Source organism: Janthinobacterium lyxosi, assembly GCF_051380665.1.
Taxonomy (GTDB): domain Bacteria; phylum Pseudomonadota; class Gammaproteobacteria; order Burkholderiales; family Burkholderiaceae_D; genus Janthinobacterium.
In genome coordinates this window covers 13,230-28,800 of sequence record NZ_JBNYXM010000038.1, presented here as the reverse complement: position 1 = coordinate 28,800, position 15,571 = coordinate 13,230, and the positions used below count along the sequence as shown (strand labels likewise).

Below are 15,571 nucleotides of genomic sequence, written 5' to 3'. Positions count from 1 at the left end.
AGATAGCAAAAACGGTCAGGCGGAAAACGAGCTCAGGTAGTGCACTTTTGATGGCGCAGCAGAGACCACAATATCACCATCGGGAAGACCAGCATGATGATGCCGATATTCAGGGTGAGCGAACTCGTTGTCAGGCCAAAAATCATATAACAGGTGCACAGTACTACGCCTGCCAGCGCATATGGCTGCGCTGGCGCGGCATCGTGGCGCAGGGCGCGGGCAAACAGGGCCAATGGAACGAAGAAGAGTGCCAGCAAGGCCAAGACACCGATAATGCCGCGCTTGACCAGGGCATCGAGGTAGTCGTTGTGGGCGTTGGTATGGTTTTTGATGACTTTATCCATTTTGCCTTCGTCTGCCATCTGTTGCTTTGCAGCCAAATAACCGTTGCGCCCCATGCCGAGCCAGATATGGTTACTTGATAAGGACCATGCGGTGCGCCACATTTCCATGCGCTGGCCAATGGACGTGGTCACATTGTCGCTGTCCTGGAACTGTTTGATGTCATTGACAGCCACTGCCACGCGCTGGGGCACGGGGGAGTTGGGAAGTGTGTAGGCAAGTATGAACGCCGCCAGCAGTGCACCGAGCAGAGCGGCCAGATAGCGTGCGCCGCGGCCCTTCGAATAATAATATGAAAAAAGGCAGCCACAGACGGGTAACACCAGCCAACCGCTGCGGCTACCGCTGATGACGGATCCCAGAATGCCGGACAGGCCGCCGGCTAGCAGTAGCAGGTTCCATGCCAGGCGACGGCTCTGCTCACGTGCCCACCCCAGGCCACATAGGGCTAGCATGCCAAGCAGCATGCTGACATTGCCATAGTGGATGGCATTGCTGGTTGCCGCTTGCGGGCGGTACATATCGAGTGCGAGAAATTGCCAGAAAGCCAGAGCCGCACCACTGATGGCACCGATGGCCAGGCCGCTCCACCAGGCCTCTGGCCGGGGCGGGTATGCCAGCAGCAGCAGCAGCACTGGCGCGGCCAGCAGTGCACGCAGCGGAATGTCGAGTTCACGGGCCGGATCGGCGTGGTACAGCATGTTGGCGGTAAAAATGAAGAAGTACAGCAGCAGGGTGCCCAGCAGCAGATAGTCCTGGCGTTGCAGGTTCAGGCGGGGGCGTTTCCATAGCAGCCAGCTGCTGGCCAGCAGCAGCACCAGTGCACCAAGGGAATATCCGCTGTTGACAGCCAGCGCCAATGCCGAAAAGAGAAAAACACAAACAGAGGTCAGGCCGAGCATGAATATCCTTGGTAACGCACGTCGTCGCCATTATGGCAACTGTAGCAACATAAAGTAGGCGTCATTGTAATCGAAGGCGATGGCAAAAACGCCTCCTGAAATTTACTATTTGGCAACTGTATGGGTGGTTTCAAGGGGATAATGAAAAAAACCATGGTGTTTAGCCATGGTTTTTTTGTAAGCAATGGTAACTTGCTGTTATTTTGCCAAGGCCGCAAGGCCCGTCATGCGTCTCAGGCGCTGGCTGGCACGCGGGTGGCCACGCCGGTAGCGATGGCTGCTTGCGACACGGCAGGCGCGACCCAGCTGCGCAGGCGCTCGTCGAACGGCGATGGAATCAGTTGCAGCGGCGTCAGGGCGCTGGTGGTGTGGCCCGGCAGTGGTTCCTTGGCCAGCGCGGCGATGGCGCGCACGCAGGCCAGCTTCATCTCTTCGTTGATGGTGGTGGCGCCCACGTCGAGCGCGCCGCGGAAGATGTACGGGAAGCACAGCACGTTGTTGATCTGGTTCGGGTAATCCGAGCGGCCCGTGGCCACGATGGCGTCGTCGCGCACGGCATGCACTTTTTCCGGGGCGATTTCCGGATGCGGATTGGCCAGGGCGAAGATCAGCGGCTTGGCGGCCATCGATTCGACCATTTGCGCGCTGACCACGCCGCCCTTCGAGACACCGATGAAGATGTCGGCGCCGACCATGGCATCGGCCAGGTCGCGGTCGCTCGTGTCATTCGCGTAGCGCGCCTTGTTCTCTTCCATGCTGGCATCTCGGCCCGGATAGATCACGCCCTGGCTGTCGCATACCTTCAGCAGCGATTTGTTCAGGCCCAGCGAGACCAGCAAGTCCAGGCAGGCAATCGACGCCGCGCCAGCGCCCGAGACTGCCACTTTGACGTTGCCGATATCCTTGCCCACCAGTTCCAGGCCGTTCAGGATGCCGGCCGCGACGATGATGGCCGTGCCATGCTGGTCGTCGTGGAAGACGGGAATGTTCATGCGCTTGCGCAACTGTTGTTCGATATAGAAGCAGTCCGGCGCCTTGATGTCTTCCAGGTTGATGCCGCCGAAGGTCGGCTCCATGCGCACCACGGTGTCGATGAACAGGTCGGGATCGTTCTCGGCCAGTTCGATATCGAACACGTCGACGTCGGCAAATTGCTTGAACAGGCAAGCTTTGCCTTCCATCACCGGTTTGCTGGCCAGCGGGCCGATATCGCCCAGGCCCAGCACCGCCGTGCCATTCGTGATCACGGCCACCAGGTTGCTGCGCGAGGTGTAGATGCCGGCCGTGCGGGGATCTTCGACGATGGCTTCGCAAGCGAAGGCCACGCCCGGCGAGTACGCCAGGGTCAGGGCGCGGGCGTCGCCCAGCGGTTTGGTTGGCGTGACGGAAATCTTGCCTGCGCGGGGTTCGGCGTGATAGGCGAGGGCGGCTTCTTTCAAGTTGAAAGTTTCGCCATTCTGGTCGGCGTGCTTGCTGTGGGAAGTAGACATAAGAATTCTGGGAAGGGCATACAGGGCCCGAGTGGTCAATCCGGGTCATGTTATGCAAGCGTTTGCACGCTGTCAAGGCTCATTTGAGGGGAAGTCGATCAAAACCGCTTTGGAAAATGGCTTTATTTCAATGCAAGCGTTTGCTCGGTTTTTAACGGGAAGAGGAATTTTTACGATAAAATCACTGTATTGTGATCCGGGAAGCCCATGACAAACAAGAACCCCACCTTAAGCGACGTTGCACGGGCCAGTGGTGTGCACTTTTCCACCGTCTCGCGCGTGATGAATCCGGAAACGCGGCAAATGGTCAGCGTCGAGGTGGCTGCGCGCGTGCTGGCTGAAGCGGGGCGGCTCGGTTACCGGCCCAACCGCGCCGCCTCCACCCTGGTCACGCGCAAGTCGCGCATCATCGGCGTGGTCTTGCCCGACATTACCAACGCTGTGTTTCCACCGATACTGCTGGGTATCGAGGAAGGCTTGCGCAAGCATGGCTACCTGGCCATTGTCGCCAACGTGGGCGCCGACGAGGAAGAGCAGCTGTTCGTCATCAACCGCCTGCTGGGGCAGCAGGTCGATGGCCTGATCCTGGCCACGGCGCGCCGCCACGATCCCGTCATCAAGATGTGCATCGATCAGAATGTGCCCGTCGTCACCGTCAACCGCAGCGACGAGACGGGCGTCGCTTCCTGCGTCGTCAGCGACGACGTGGTCGGCATGCGCCTGGCCGTGGAGCACTTGCTGGCGCTGGGCCACCGCCATATCGCGCACATTGCTGGGCCGGAAAACCTTTCCACGGGCCACGTGCGCCGCCTCGGTTTCCTGGCCGCCATCCAGGCCAGCGAACTCGACCCCTCGCAAGCCTTCGTTTTTGAAAGCAGCGGCTATTCGCGCGAATGCGGCAAGGCAGCCCTGCTGGCGCTCCTGCGCCAGTCGCCGCAGACGACGGCCGTGGTGACGGGCAGCGACCTGGTGGCCATCGGCTGCTACGATGCCATCCGCGAACTGGGCTTGAACTGCCCCGAGGATATCTCCGTGGTGGGCCACAACGACATGCCCTACATGGACATGATCCGTCCGCCCCTGACTACCATCCGCATCCGCCACCACGGCATCGGCACCGAGGCGGCGCGGCTGATCCTGCAAACCATAGCCTCGCCCGATTCCGCGGTGCTCGACGTGCGCCTGAAGCCGGAATTGGTGGTGCGCGAATCGACGGCACCGCCGCGCGCTTGAACCTCATCCGCTCCCCTGTTTGCCATTTCACTGGCGAACACATGGTTACATGCGGGATCGTCCTGCGCCACCTGCTATAGTGAAATGCCCGACGTTATCGTTGGCCTGGCATTGCCGGCCATATCGGCCATATCGGCCATATCGGCCATATCGGCCGGTTCAACGATGGTTATCCGCGCTCAATCTCGCTTGACCAAGGAAATAAATTGAAAACACCGTCTCCCCGCAAGATTCGCCTGGCGCTCCTCGTGTTCAGCGTCGCCAACTTGTTGATACTGTCAGGCTGCACTTGGCCGATCTTTAGAAACTGAGCCATCGGCGCCAGCCAATACTGAATCAAGTACGCTTTCCGCTGACGACGCTGTACGCGGGCGTCGGACCACGCCGCTTTCTCTTTTCGCCTGGCACGCGCACCAAAGGCGTCGCACCGTCCGGCTCCCGCCAGGCATGGCATGAAAGCGGCCGCAAGGTATGCCGCTGGTGCCGCATGGTGTTAAACTGGCGGCCCTCATTGTTTTCCTTGCCCTCCATCGCCATGACAAAAACCACCACGCCTCCCGCCAAACGCCGCGAAGAGGGCGCCGTCAAGCTGACCGTCAATCCCTTCCTCGATGCCGAATTCTATGCGCGCATGCGCGATTACACGGAGCGCGACGCCGCCATCATCAAGGAATTGAAGGCGATCGCCGAAATCCGCGCCGGCAACAAGCAGCCAGATCCCCGCCTGGCCCCATCCTTGGCTGCCCTGCGCGGCACCGTCAAGAAAGGCCTGTCTTTCGGCGAGATGCTGGACCGTATGGCGGCCGGCAAGGAAAAAGGCTTGTGGGCAGCCTGGATGACGACTTTCGGCATTGAAATTCGCGCCATCAGCTATGCGCCCGCCGGCCCGCGCAATGCCTGCCTGGTGCTGGACCTGGCCGCGAATGCGCCCGCGCATGCCATGTTTGCCAAGGCTGGCGTGCAGAACTGGCGCAGCATGGCCGCCGATGACTGCGCCGTCGTGCGCTCGGAAAAGGCGACGGTAACGACGCCCTTGAAGGTGTACGCCGTGTTTTACCTGGACCCAGTTCCTGCCTGATACCCTTGCTCTACGCGGCGGTGCTGGATATCTGTCCCGGCGGCGCCGCCGTTCTTTCCCATCTGCCTTTCCCTTCTCCTCCCGCTGGTACGGTTGTCTTGTTAACGATGGAAATTTATCGGCCTCCAATTGTGCGCGCAAAAACGATGTTAGACTGAGTTCACTTATCCACTCCGCCACACCAATCGCCTGCACCATGCGGGATATCGGCATGGCGGATCGGCGGTTCGGGTTCCAGACGTCGCAATCCGGATCAACGCTGCAAGAGCATACTTTTCCTTTGGAGAGTGTACGCCATGCTTCATGTTGCCAAACCCCTGGCAGGCGCATTGCTGCTTTTCTGCGCGGCGCATGCAAGCGGCCAGCTCAAGCAGCATAGCGATGCCGTCCCGGCATTCAGCAAGCTCGATTCCATCGAAGCGCGTGTTCAGGGTTGCGTGACCTGTCACGGCCAGCAGGGGCAAGGTACGGCGAACGGCTATTTTCCGCGCATTGCGGGCAAACCCGCCGGCTACCTCTACAACCAGCTGGTCGGATTCCGCGACGGTACGCGCAGCTATCCGCCCATGAACTACCTGGTGGCCTATCTGCCCGACGCCTATCTGAAGGAAATGGCGCGGCACTTTGCGGCGCAGCGCCCCGCCTTTCAGCCGCCCGAAACAGCGCTGGCGAATGCGGCCATGGCCGAACGTGGACGCTTGCTCGCCACCAGCGGCGACAGCGCCAAAGGCGTGCCGGCCTGTATCGCTTGCCATGGCAAGAGCCTGACGGGAATGGAGCCGGGCATCCCGGGTCTGGCCGGCCTGCGCTCCACCTACATCGTGGGCCAGCTCACGCGATGGCGCGTGGGAGAGCGGCGCGCCGCCGATCCCGACTGCATGAAACGCATTGCCACGCGCCTGTCCGACACCGACATTTCTGCGGTCGCCGCCTGGCTCGCCCAGCAAACCCCGCCAGCCGATGCTTCCCCTGAGCCGTCCAACGTCGTTCGCATGCCGGTTGCTTGCGGCAGCCAACGGTAGGGCGGGCGTTCCATGCGCAAAGGCCTCCACATCCTGTTTGCGTTGTTGCTCCTGGCGCTAGTCGCGCTCGCGGCGCTGTACTTTCTCAGCCCTGGCCAGTTGCCGAATCAAAAAAAGACGGAACCGAGCGCCTCGACACAGCTCATCAACAAGGGGGAATATCTGGCCCGCGCGGGCGATTGTGTTGCCTGCCATACAGTGCCCAATGGTCCCGTGTTTGCCGGCGGTCGGGCCATGGCGACCCCGTTTGGCAACCTGTACGTACCGAACATCACGCCCGATGACGACACCGGCATCGGCCTGTGGACGCCGGACGAGTTCTACCGGATGATGCACACGGGCGTTTCGCGCGACGGCACGCTGCTGTATCCGGCCATGCCGTTTGCCTCGTACACGCAAGTGACGCGGGCCGACTCGGACGCCATTTTTGCCTATCTGATGTCGGTGCCGCCAGTCAAGCAGAAGAACCGGGAACACGAGCTGCGCTTCCCCTTCAATAACCGCGAGTTGCTGATCGGCTGGCGCACCCTGTACTTCAAGCAGGGCGAGTTCCAGCCCGATCCCGCGCAAACGGCGCAATGGAACCGGGGCGCCTACCTGGTCAAGGGGTTGGGGCACTGCGCCATGTGCCACACGGCCGTCAACGCCCTGGGCGGGTCGAGCGAATCGAAAGCGTTTGAAGGGGGCATGATCCCGAACCAGAACTGGTATGCGCCGTCGCTCACGTCGAACCGCGAAGCGGGCCTGGGCGACTGGGAAATCGCCGACATCGCCGACCTGTTGCAAGTGGGCGTGTCGCAGCGGGGCACGGTGTACGGACCGATGGCCGAAGTTGTCTACAACAGCTTGCAATACATGACGGATGAAGACGCCAAGGCGATGGCCGTGTATTTGAAGGCACTGCCGCAAAAGGACGATACTGCGCCGCCCACCAGCCAGGCACGGCTGGTCGACCCGGAAGTGATGGAGACGGGCCGCAAGGTGTATGTGGCACAGTGTGCGATGTGCCACGGCGCGGAAGGGGGCGGGCAGCCGCCATCCTTCCCTATCCTGGCGGGCAACCGCTCCATCACCATGGCCACGCCCGTCAATCCGATCCGCATGGTGCTCAATGGCGGCTACCCGCCGGGCACGCAAAAAAATCCGCGGCCGCACGGCATGCCACCGTTCTCGCACCTCCTGAACGACGATGAAGTCGCCGCCGTCGTCACTTATATTCGCGTCGCCTGGGGCAATGGCGGCACGCCCGTCAGCGCCATCCAAGTCAATGACTTGCGCAAGTTACTACCCGAGTAAAGGAATCGCATGCCTACGCCTGGTCATGAAGAGCCCGATGAGCTCGATAAACGCATCGATGAGATAGTCAGCCGCGGACCTTCAGGCGCCTTTGCGGTGGCGGGTCTTGCGACTTTTATCGTCCTCGCCATTTTCTTCCTGTTTTACTGGCTGGTCTACCTGCCACGGGGGACGGTGCAATGAACCAGCCCGCGACTCCAGACCTGCACCAGGCGTCCGAGATGGTTGCCGTGGCGGCAGAACGGCGCTGGGCCTATATCGTTATTGCCATCATCGCGCTGCTGTTGGGCGTCATGATCTTTACGGGCCTGCACTGGGCCGCGATGCCGCCGTCGCGCGTCGAGACGATCGACGTCAAGACGCTGCACCTCAAAGGCGAGTTCGTCGAAAGCAACCTGGGCACGGCGGTCGAAAAGGATGGCCGCGTGGTCGTGCGGCTGATCGGCCAGCAATACTCGTTTGCGCCGCAATGCATCGTGGTGCCCGCTGGCGTGCCTGTCACGTTTCGCGGCACCAGCACCGATGCGATCCACGGCTTTGTTGTGGGTCGCACCAACGCCAATACCATGCTGATCCCCGGCTTCATCTCGACCTTTACCACCACCTTTCCCAAGGTCGGCGAGCAGTTGATGCCCTGCCACGAATACTGCGGCACAGGGCATGAGGCCATGTGGGCCAAATTCCAGGTGATCCCATCCGAAGAATTTTTCGCCAAAGCGAAAGTGGCAGAAAGGATGAGCTGTGTACCTGGCTAAACGACTGGTGCTGGCGCACTTCTGGGTGGCGTTTGTCGCCTTCTTCGCGGCCATCCTGCTGGGCGAGTGGCAGATGTTCGTGCGCAGCCCATTGTCTCCCTGGGTGAACAACCCGGAGTACTATTACCGTTCGGTGACGGCGCACGGCACGGTAATGGCATACGTGCTGCCCACGCTGGTGGCCATGGGCTTCGGTTACGCGATTACGGAACTGGCGCTCAAGCGTCCTCTGATCGGCTTGCGCTGGGCCTGGGCCGGTTTCTGGCTGGTCATCGCCGGCACCTTGATGGCGGCGCTGACCACGGCATCCGGCAAGGCGTCGGTGCTGTACACGTTTTATCCGCCCATGATAGGCAGCACCTTTTATTACCTGGGCATCGTGCTGGTGGTGGTGGGTTCATGGATCTGGGTGGCGCTGATGTCCATCAATCTTCGGGCGTGGAAAAAAGCCCACCCCGGCGCCGCCATGCCGCTGGCCATGTTCGGCAATGTGGCCGGCGCCTATCTGTGGGCCTGGACCTCAGTCGGCGCGGCCGTGGAAATCCTGGTCCTGATCCTGCCCGCATCCACGGGATTCACCGATACCATCAACGTGGGCCTGGCGCGGGTGCTGTTTTCATGGACCTTGCACGCCATCGTGTACTTCTGGCTGATGCCGGCCTATATCGCGTTTTATACCCTGTTCCCGCGCGCCATCGGCGGGCGGCTGTACAGTGACACGATGGGGCGCGTGGCGTTCGCCCTGTTCCTCGTGTTTTCGATGCCGATCGGTATCCACCACCTGTTTGCGGATCCGCAGGTGGGCGCCGGCTTCAAGTTCGTGCATGCCGCCATGACGGCCATGGTCTCCATCCCGACCCTGCTCACGGTGTTTACCATCGTCGCCTCGGCCGAAATCGTGGGCCGGCTGCGCGGCGGCAAGGGACCGCTAGGCTGGGTCAAGGCGCTGCCGTGGGGAAACCCATGGATGCTGGCCGTGACGCTGGCCTTCATCATGCTGGGATTCGGCGGCGCGGGCGGCATCATCAACATGAGTTATCAGTTGAATGAATCGATCCACAACACGCAATGGGTCACGGGCCACTTCCACCTGATCTTCGCCGGCGCCATCGTCATCATGTACTTCATGGTGGCCTATGAACTGTGGCCGCAGCTGCGCGCCTGCCAACCCCTGTCCCAGCGCCTGGTGAAAACGCAGCTGTGGACCTGGTTTATCGGCATGATGATACTGACCATGCCATGGCATCTGGTGGGCCTCCTCGGTGCGCCGCGCCGCATGGCCTATTACGACTACACGCATCCCTTGCTGGCGCCGCAGGCCATCACGGTCACCATGTCCACCTTTGGCGGCCTGATACTGGTGATTTCCGCGGCGATATTTCTGTACATCCTGGCCGCGGCCAGACGGCAGGACGCTCAGGTGCCCGCGTTCACGTTCAGCCAGGCGGTTCATCCCAACGCCAGGGTGCCGGCCGCCTTGAATGGCTTTGGCCTGTGGGTGACCATGATGATCGCACTCACCGTCGTCAACTACGGCTATCCCATCTTGCAGCTGGCACTGACGCCCGAGGCGTCCGTCCCTATTGTTCCAATCGGAGCGCGATAATGCGAGAACACGGCTTTTTCTCCAAAACCAATCGCGTGGCATGGGCGAGCACCGTGGGCCTCACCGTGTTTACTCTTGTCGCGGCGCTGGTCGCCTTTGCCTGGCTGCCCTCGGCGCAGGCAGACTTCCGCGCGCAAGGCCTGTGGGATAGCATCTGCCGCGCCGCCGGCGTGCCCGGGAAATGGCTGGACGGCGCCGGGCGGCGGGAAGGTGCGCCGACGGTCGCCACCAATGTGGTGCTGCTGCCGGCGATGGGCAAGCCAGCGTCATCGGTATCGGTGGGGCGGGGCGCCACGCTGGCCCTGAACTGCACCATGTGCCACGGCGCGCTCGGCATGAGCCGCTCTGACGCGCCCAACCTGGCAGGGCAATATCCGGAGGTGATCCGTAAGCAGCTGCTCGACTACCAGAGCGGCAAGCGGGCAAGCTCGATCATGACGGCGCTGGCCAGAAACCTGACAGAAGAAAACATCGCCGATCTGGCGGCCTACTATGCCAGCCTGCCGAAGGCGCGCACGGCGCCAACCACCTACGACGAAGCCTTGCCGGCGCTGGTGCGCGTGGGTGACCCCATGCGCAATATCGCCCCCTGTATTTCCTGCCATGGCGGCGTCGACCAGAAACTGGGCGCGCCATGGCTGGAAGGCATGCCAAAACCCTATCTGGTACAGCAACTGGAGGACTTCAAACATGGCCGGCGCACAAATGACGGGCAACAGCAAATGCGCAATATGGCCCGGCCGATGACGGACGAGGAAATCGACAGCGTGGCCACGTTCTATGCCAGAAAGGCGGCGCCCGGGCACCAGTGATCACGCGCCAGCACCATCCAGGCGCCATACGTCACCGAGGTGGCGGCGCCCGCATGGGGCATACAGCAGCAACCGGCCCAGGCCAGCGGTTTTTTTCTTGGGAAGAGAGCGTGGTCGCCTACATCAAAATCACGTCGTACTGCTCCTGATGGTAGGCATTCTCCACCTGCAGCGAGATTTTCTTGCCGATGAAGTCGCCGAGCATGGCCAGGTGCTGCGACTCTTCTTCCAGGAACAGATCCACGACTTCCTGCGAGGCGAGGATGCGGAATTCGCGCGGGTTGAACTGTTTTGCCTCGCGCAGCAGTTCGCGCAGGATTTCATAGCAGATCGTGCGCGAGGTCTTGACTTGACCCTTGCCGGCGCAGGCGGGGCAGGGTTCGCACAGGATGTGGGCCAGCGACTCGCGCGTGCGCTTGCGCGTCATTTCCACCAGACCCAGCGGTGAGAAATTGCTCACCGACACCTTGGTGCGGTCGCGCGATAGCGTGCGTTTCAGTTCGGCCAGCACGGCGTTGCGGTGCTCGGCGTTGTCCATGTCGATGAAGTCGAGGATGATGATGCCGCCCAGGTTGCGCAGGCGCAGCTGGCGCGCGATGGCGTGCGCCGCTTCCAGGTTGGTCTTGAAGATGGTGTCGGCAAAATTGCGTCCGCCGACAAAGCCGCCCGTATTGACGTCGATGGTGGTCATCGCTTCCGTCTGGTCGACGATCAGGTAGCCGCCCGATTTCAGGTCGACTCTGCGACCCAGTGCGCGCAGGATTTCTTCTTCCACGCCGTACAGGTCGAACAGGGGGCGCTCGCCCGTGTAGTGCTGCAAGCGCGTCAGTTCGCTGGGCGTATAGATTTCCGCGAATTCGCGCAATTTCACATAGTTTTCGCGCGAATCGACCTGGATGGTGGCCGTTTCATCGCCGACGAAGTCGCGCAGTACGCGCTGCGCCAGGCTCAAGTCCTGGTGCAGCAGGCTGGTGGCGGGACGCGTGCGCGCGCCGTGCGTGATGGTGCTCCAGGTCTTGCGCAAATAATCGACGTCCGCCTTCAGGTCCGCGTCGGAGGCGTCCTCGGCCATGGTGCGCACGATGTAGCCGCCCTTTTCATCGGGCGGCAGCAGGCTTTGCAGGCGTACGCGCAACTGTTCGCGCTCCGCTTCCTTTTCGATTTTCTGCGAGATGCCGATATGCTTGTCTTGCGGCAGGTACACCAGCATGCGCCCGGCGATGGAAATCTGCGTCGACAGGCGCGCACCCTTGGTGCCGATCGGGTCCTTGATCACCTGCACCGTCAGCACCTGGCCGTCGAAGAGGATTTTTTCAATGGGAGCGGGCGTGGCGTTCTGGCCATCGTGGCCGCGTGCTTCCCAGATGTCGGCCACGTGCAGAAAGGCGGCGCGCTCCAGGCCGATGTCGATGAAGGCCGATTGCATGCCCGGCAACACCCGCACCACTTTGCCGGAATACACATTGCCGGCCAGGCCGCGCGTGAGCGTGCGCTCGATGTGCAATTCCTGCACGGCGCCCTGCAGGATGAGGGCGACGCGGGTTTCTTGCGGCGTGATATTGATCAGGATGTCTTCGTTCATGGAGGCGGGGGAGTGGAGGCAACGAATGACATCATACCCGTGTTCAGGGCAGGGGCAAACCTGCCAGCCTTAGCAACTGTGCAGTTTCGTACAGGGGCAGGCCCATGATGCCGGAATGGCTGCCTTCGATATGCTCGACGAACAGCGCGGCGCTGCCCTGGATGCCGTAGCCGCCGGCCTTGTCGTACGGCTCCGGCGTGGCGCAATACGCGGCGATGGCAGCGGGCGACAGCACGCCGAAGCGCACTTGCGACACCTGCGTGCGCTGCTCCGCGAAGTTCTTGTAGTGCACGGCGATCGAGGTGAGCACCTGATGCGTGCGGCCCGACAGCTGCTGCAGCATGGCCACGGCTTCCGCCCGGTCGGCTGGTTTGCCGAGGATGATGCCGTCGATGGTGACGGTGGTGTCGGCCGCCAGCACGGGGCGCGGGGTCAGGTGGCGGCGGCGCACCAGGTCCCAGGCGAAGGCGGCTTTTTCATTCGACACGCGGGCGACATAGTCGAGTGCCGATTCGCCAGCGAGGACTTCCTCGGTGACATCGGCGCCGCGCGGGCCGTCGCTGCGCAGCAGCAGCAATTCGAAATCGATGCCGATCTGGCGCAGCAGTTCGCGCCGGCGCGGGCTTTTGGAAGCAAGGTAGATCTTGTGATCAGCCGTTTTCATGGGGAGTTCAGACGCGGTGGTAGGGGTGGTTTTGCGTGATCGACCAGGCACGGTACAACTGCTCGGCGAGGATCACGCGCACCACGCCGTGCGGCAGGGTCATGCTGGAGATGCGCAGCATGCCTTCGGCACGCGCCTTGAGTTGCGGATCGAGGCCGTCGGCGCCGCCGATTAAAAAAGCCGTGTCGCGGCCATCCTGCTGCCACGCCATCAACTGCTGCGACAGGCCGACACTGGTCAGGTCCTTGCCGCGTTCGTCGAGGGCGATGATGCGCACGCCCTTGGGCAGGACGGCTTCGATGCGTTCGCGTTCCAGCGCCATCGCCGTAGCGGCGGTCTTGCTGCCGGAACGCTCCACCGGCTTGATTTCTTTCAGCACGATGCGCAGTTCCGGCGGCATGCGCTTCGCGTACTCCGCGAAGCCCGTCTCTATCCAGGCCGGCATTTTATGGCCGACCGCAGCGATGATGAGCTGCATCGAGGCTTACGCTTCGACTTTTTTGATACGCTTGATCACGGTTTTTGCCGGTGCAGCATCGGCTGCCGGTTTGGCCGCGCGCGGGGTGCGCACTTTTTTCTCTGGCAGCGCTTTCAGGGCTTTCACGGCAGCCGCTTCGGTCTTGGTCGGTGCGATTTTCACGGTCTTGCCGACAGCTTTCGAGGCGGCTTTTTTCGCCGGGGCTTTCTTGGCGGCGGTGGCTGCCGTGGCTTTCTTGGCCGGTGTCTTTTTCTCGATCACGGGCGAAACTTCGACCTTGGCCTTGCTGGCCGCCAGATGGCCGCTGATTTTCTTCGGCTCGTCGTCGCTGGCTTTTTTCGGCGCGCGCTTGGCGGCACCCAGCTTGATCGGTGTGTCGCCCCAGATTTCTTCCAGGCGGTAGTAGGCGCGGATAGGTGCTTGCATGATGTGGACGATCATGTCGCCCAGATCGACCAGTACCCATTCGCCCGTTTCCTCGCCTTCCATGCCGATGATTTGGCCACCGGCGTCCTTGACCTTGTCGCGCACCGAGGCGGCCAGCGCCTTGGTTTGACGGTTCGAGGTGCCGGAGACGATCGCGATGCGGTCGAACAGGCTGGTCAGGTGACTCGTTTCGAAGACGGCGATGTCTTGGCCTTTGACGTCTTCAAGGGCGTCAACGACGAGGGTTTGCAGTTTTTTGATGTCCATTTAGCTTTTGTATAAATTATGTTGTTCAATATAGTCTAGCACTAGCGGGGAAACAAGCGAGTTTGCCCGATTCCCCCGTTGTAATGCCGCACGTATTTCGGTGGCGGAGATATCCACCGCGAAGTCCTGTGCCAGATAAGTCAGACCGTGCGGCGTGTTGCGGATGCTGTCCAGTGCCCCCAGGCGGCGCGAAAATTCGTCGGCGACCACTTGCGGTACTGCGGTGTCATTCAGCGCGAAGCCGGGGCGGGCCGCGACGCAGATATGCGCGTATTCAAATAATTGCTGCCATTCGCGCCATGTCGCGAGGCGCTGCAGCTGGTCGGCGCCCATCAGGAAAACGATGGAAGCGCGCGGTCCCAGTTCTGCGCGTACCTGGCGCAAGGTATCGATGGTGTAGCTGGCCTGGCCATGTTCGCTGCGCTCGATCTCCTGGCGGTCGATCACCACGGACAGGGGCAGGCCGGCAAAAGCCAGGCTGGCCATCTCTGCGCGCTGCTGGCCGGTGGCGCCCAGCTTACCCTTTTGCCAGGGCGCGCCGGCCGGAATCACGCGCAGTTCATCGGCGTGCAGCAGGCTGGAAAAATGCGTGCCCAGCGCGACATGGCCACTATGTACCGGATCGTAGCTGCCGCCCAGCAGCGTCACGCATGCCGTACTACCTTCGGTCACGCCTGCAGCCAGTCGCGATGCACGAGGAAGTCAGTATACAACGCCGCTTCGGGACTGCCCGTTTCCGGGTGCCAGTCGTAGCGCCACTTGACCACGGGCGGCATCGACATCAGGATCGCCTCGGTGCGGCCGCCCGATTGCAGGCCGAACAGGGTGCCGCGGTCGAACACCAGGTTAAACTCGACATAGCGCCCGCGCCGGTAGCACTGGAAATCGCGTTCGCGTTCGCCGTAGGGCGTGTCCTTGCGGCGCGCCAGGATCGGCACATAGGCCTCAATGAAGGCGTCGCCGGCGCTGCGCAGCATGGCAAAGCTGTTGTCAAAGCCAAGGGCGTTGAAGTCGTCGAAGAAGATACCACCGGCGCCGCGCGCTTCGTGCCGGTGCTTCAGGTAGAAATAATCGTCGCACCACTGCTTGAACTTCGGATGCAGCTCCGCGCCAAACGGTGCCAGCGCGTCATGGCACACCTGGTGAAAGTGCTTCACGTCGCCCGCGTCGCCATAATACGGCGTCAAATCCATGCCGCCGCCGAACCACCATACGGATTCGCCAGCGGCATTCACGGTGCTGAAAAAGCGCACATTCATGTGTACCGTGGGCGCATACGGGTTACGCGGATGCAGCACCAGCGACACGCCCATCGCTTCCCACGCCTTGCCACCGAGTTCAGGGCGCGCGGCCGCTGCCGATGGCGGCAGTGCGGCGCCGGTGACGTGCGAAAAATTCACGCCGCCACGCTCGAACACATTGCCTTCCTCGATCAGCCGCGAAATGCCGCCGCCGCCCTCGGGGCGCTGCCAGGCATCGGTCAGGAAGGGCTTGCCGTCCTGCGCTTCGAGCGCCTGCACGATACGGCTTTGCAAATCGAGCAAATAAGCCTTGACGGCCGAAGGAGAGGGAGTTGACGACATCGCGTGGGCCGACGAGGCCGAAATAAAAAAGTAAG

At 61.9% G+C, this 15,571-nt stretch carries 15 protein-coding genes and 1 pseudogene; 8 read left to right on the top strand and 8 right to left on the bottom strand.

Features of this window, described 5'->3' with window-relative positions; genetic code table 11:
* Window positions 1-32: 32 nt before the first annotated feature.
* Window positions 33-1,244, bottom strand: a complete 1,212-nt coding sequence (locus tag ACQ4WP_RS25670) for an O-antigen ligase family protein (protein ID WP_436525584.1) — start codon at window positions 1,242-1,244, stop codon at window positions 33-35.
* A gap of 251 nt (window positions 1,245-1,495) precedes the next feature.
* Window positions 1,496-2,734, bottom strand: a pseudogene (locus tag ACQ4WP_RS25665) (malic enzyme-like NAD(P)-binding protein); the annotation flags it as partial.
* 207 nt (window positions 2,735-2,941) lie between these two features.
* Here ACQ4WP_RS25665 and ACQ4WP_RS25660 point away from each other — a divergent pair.
* The 8 genes from ACQ4WP_RS25660 to ACQ4WP_RS25625 all read left to right on the top strand — a co-directional run bounded on the left by ACQ4WP_RS25660 (window position 2,942) and on the right by ACQ4WP_RS25625 (window position 10,536).
* Window positions 2,942-3,967 (top strand): LacI family DNA-binding transcriptional regulator, encoded by a 1,026-nt coding sequence (locus ACQ4WP_RS25660; protein ID WP_436525582.1) that lies wholly within the window; start codon window positions 2,942-2,944, stop codon window positions 3,965-3,967.
* Between the two features lie 535 nt (window positions 3,968-4,502).
* The gene (locus ACQ4WP_RS25655) at window positions 4,503-5,045 is read left to right on the top strand and encodes a hypothetical protein (RefSeq protein WP_436525580.1); all 543 of its coding nucleotides are present in this window, start codon (window positions 4,503-4,505) and stop codon (window positions 5,043-5,045) included.
* Between the two features lie 296 nt (window positions 5,046-5,341).
* Entirely contained in the window at window positions 5,342-6,067 is a 726-nt protein-coding gene (locus ACQ4WP_RS25650) for a c-type cytochrome (protein ID WP_436525578.1), read from the top strand.
* 12 nt (window positions 6,068-6,079) lie between these two features.
* Window positions 6,080-7,363, top strand: a complete 1,284-nt coding sequence (locus tag ACQ4WP_RS25645) for a c-type cytochrome (protein WP_436525576.1) — start codon at window positions 6,080-6,082, stop codon at window positions 7,361-7,363.
* Window positions 7,364-7,372: 9 nt separating this feature from the next.
* Window positions 7,373-7,546: a hypothetical protein gene (locus ACQ4WP_RS25640; RefSeq protein WP_436525574.1), complete on the top strand. Its 174-nt coding sequence runs from the start codon at window positions 7,373-7,375 to the stop codon at window positions 7,544-7,546.
* Window positions 7,543-8,118, top strand: a complete 576-nt coding sequence (locus ACQ4WP_RS25635) for a cupredoxin domain-containing protein (RefSeq protein ID WP_436525572.1) — start codon at window positions 7,543-7,545, stop codon at window positions 8,116-8,118. Before ACQ4WP_RS25640 ends, ACQ4WP_RS25635 begins: the two co-directional genes overlap by 4 nt.
* Window positions 8,105-9,724, top strand: a complete 1,620-nt coding sequence (locus ACQ4WP_RS25630; protein WP_436525570.1) for a b(o/a)3-type cytochrome-c oxidase subunit 1 — start codon at window positions 8,105-8,107, stop codon at window positions 9,722-9,724. Before ACQ4WP_RS25635 ends, ACQ4WP_RS25630 begins: the two co-directional genes overlap by 14 nt.
* Entirely contained in the window at window positions 9,724-10,536 is an 813-nt protein-coding gene (locus tag ACQ4WP_RS25625; RefSeq protein WP_436525568.1) for a c-type cytochrome, read from the top strand. Before ACQ4WP_RS25630 ends, ACQ4WP_RS25625 begins: the two co-directional genes overlap by 1 nt.
* A gap of 118 nt (window positions 10,537-10,654) precedes the next feature.
* Here ACQ4WP_RS25625 and rng read toward each other — a convergent pair whose 3' ends face one another.
* Genes rng through hemF form a run of 6 tightly spaced genes read right to left on the bottom strand, consistent with a single transcriptional unit; the run spans window position 10,655 to window position 15,536 of the window.
* Window positions 10,655-12,118 (bottom strand): ribonuclease G, encoded by a 1,464-nt coding sequence (gene rng / locus ACQ4WP_RS25620; RefSeq protein ID WP_034747098.1) that lies wholly within the window; start codon window positions 12,116-12,118, stop codon window positions 10,655-10,657.
* 43 nt (window positions 12,119-12,161) lie between these two features.
* Complete coding sequence (locus ACQ4WP_RS25615) at window positions 12,162-12,782, bottom strand: Maf family protein (protein ID WP_436525566.1); 621 nt, start codon at window positions 12,780-12,782, stop codon at window positions 12,162-12,164.
* A 7-nt stretch (window positions 12,783-12,789) separates the two neighbouring features.
* Window positions 12,790-13,260 carry a 23S rRNA (pseudouridine(1915)-N(3))-methyltransferase RlmH gene (gene rlmH, locus ACQ4WP_RS25610; RefSeq protein ID WP_034747108.1) on the bottom strand — a complete coding sequence of 157 codons (471 nt, stop codon included), beginning with the start codon at window positions 13,258-13,260 and terminating at the stop codon, window positions 12,790-12,792.
* A 6-nt stretch (window positions 13,261-13,266) separates the two neighbouring features.
* Window positions 13,267-13,953: a ribosome silencing factor gene (gene rsfS / locus ACQ4WP_RS25605; protein ID WP_436525565.1), complete on the bottom strand. Its 687-nt coding sequence runs from the start codon at window positions 13,951-13,953 to the stop codon at window positions 13,267-13,269.
* Window positions 13,954-14,625, bottom strand: coding sequence for a nicotinate (nicotinamide) nucleotide adenylyltransferase (nadD, locus tag ACQ4WP_RS25600; RefSeq protein WP_436525563.1), 672 nt, complete (start codon window positions 14,623-14,625; stop codon window positions 13,954-13,956).
* Window positions 14,622-15,536 carry an oxygen-dependent coproporphyrinogen oxidase gene (gene hemF / locus ACQ4WP_RS25595; RefSeq protein ID WP_436525561.1) on the bottom strand — a complete coding sequence of 305 codons (915 nt, stop codon included), beginning with the start codon at window positions 15,534-15,536 and terminating at the stop codon, window positions 14,622-14,624. The genes nadD and hemF overlap by 4 nt, the downstream gene beginning before the upstream one ends.
* Window positions 15,537-15,571 lie beyond the last annotated feature (35 nt).

Coding starts and splice junctions, on each gene's coding strand:
- ACQ4WP_RS25645 (WP_436525576.1), top strand. CDS start 6,080: ATGCGCAAAGGCCTCCACATCCTGTTTGCGTTGTTGCTCCTGGCGCTA.
- ACQ4WP_RS25625 (WP_436525568.1), top strand. CDS start 9,724: ATGCGAGAACACGGCTTTTTCTCCAAAACCAATCGCGTGGCATGGGCG.
- rsfS (WP_436525565.1), bottom strand. CDS start 13,953: ATGGACATCAAAAAACTGCAAACCCTCGTCGTTGACGCCCTTGAAGAC.
- rng (WP_034747098.1), bottom strand. CDS start 12,118: ATGAACGAAGACATCCTGATCAATATCACGCCGCAAGAAACCCGCGTC.
- ACQ4WP_RS25670 (WP_436525584.1), bottom strand. CDS start 1,244: ATGCTCGGCCTGACCTCTGTTTGTGTTTTTCTCTTTTCGGCATTGGCG.
- ACQ4WP_RS25650 (WP_436525578.1), top strand. CDS start 5,342: ATGCTTCATGTTGCCAAACCCCTGGCAGGCGCATTGCTGCTTTTCTGC.
- ACQ4WP_RS25640 (WP_436525574.1), top strand. CDS start 7,373: ATGCCTACGCCTGGTCATGAAGAGCCCGATGAGCTCGATAAACGCATC.
- ACQ4WP_RS25655 (WP_436525580.1), top strand. CDS start 4,503: ATGACAAAAACCACCACGCCTCCCGCCAAACGCCGCGAAGAGGGCGCC.
- ACQ4WP_RS25615 (WP_436525566.1), bottom strand. CDS start 12,782: ATGAAAACGGCTGATCACAAGATCTACCTTGCTTCCAAAAGCCCGCGC.
- ACQ4WP_RS25660 (WP_436525582.1), top strand. CDS start 2,942: ATGACAAACAAGAACCCCACCTTAAGCGACGTTGCACGGGCCAGTGGT.
- rlmH (WP_034747108.1), bottom strand. CDS start 13,260: ATGCAGCTCATCATCGCTGCGGTCGGCCATAAAATGCCGGCCTGGATA.
- ACQ4WP_RS25635 (WP_436525572.1), top strand. CDS start 7,543: ATGAACCAGCCCGCGACTCCAGACCTGCACCAGGCGTCCGAGATGGTT.
- hemF (WP_436525561.1), bottom strand. CDS start 15,536: ATGTCGTCAACTCCCTCTCCTTCGGCCGTCAAGGCTTATTTGCTCGAT.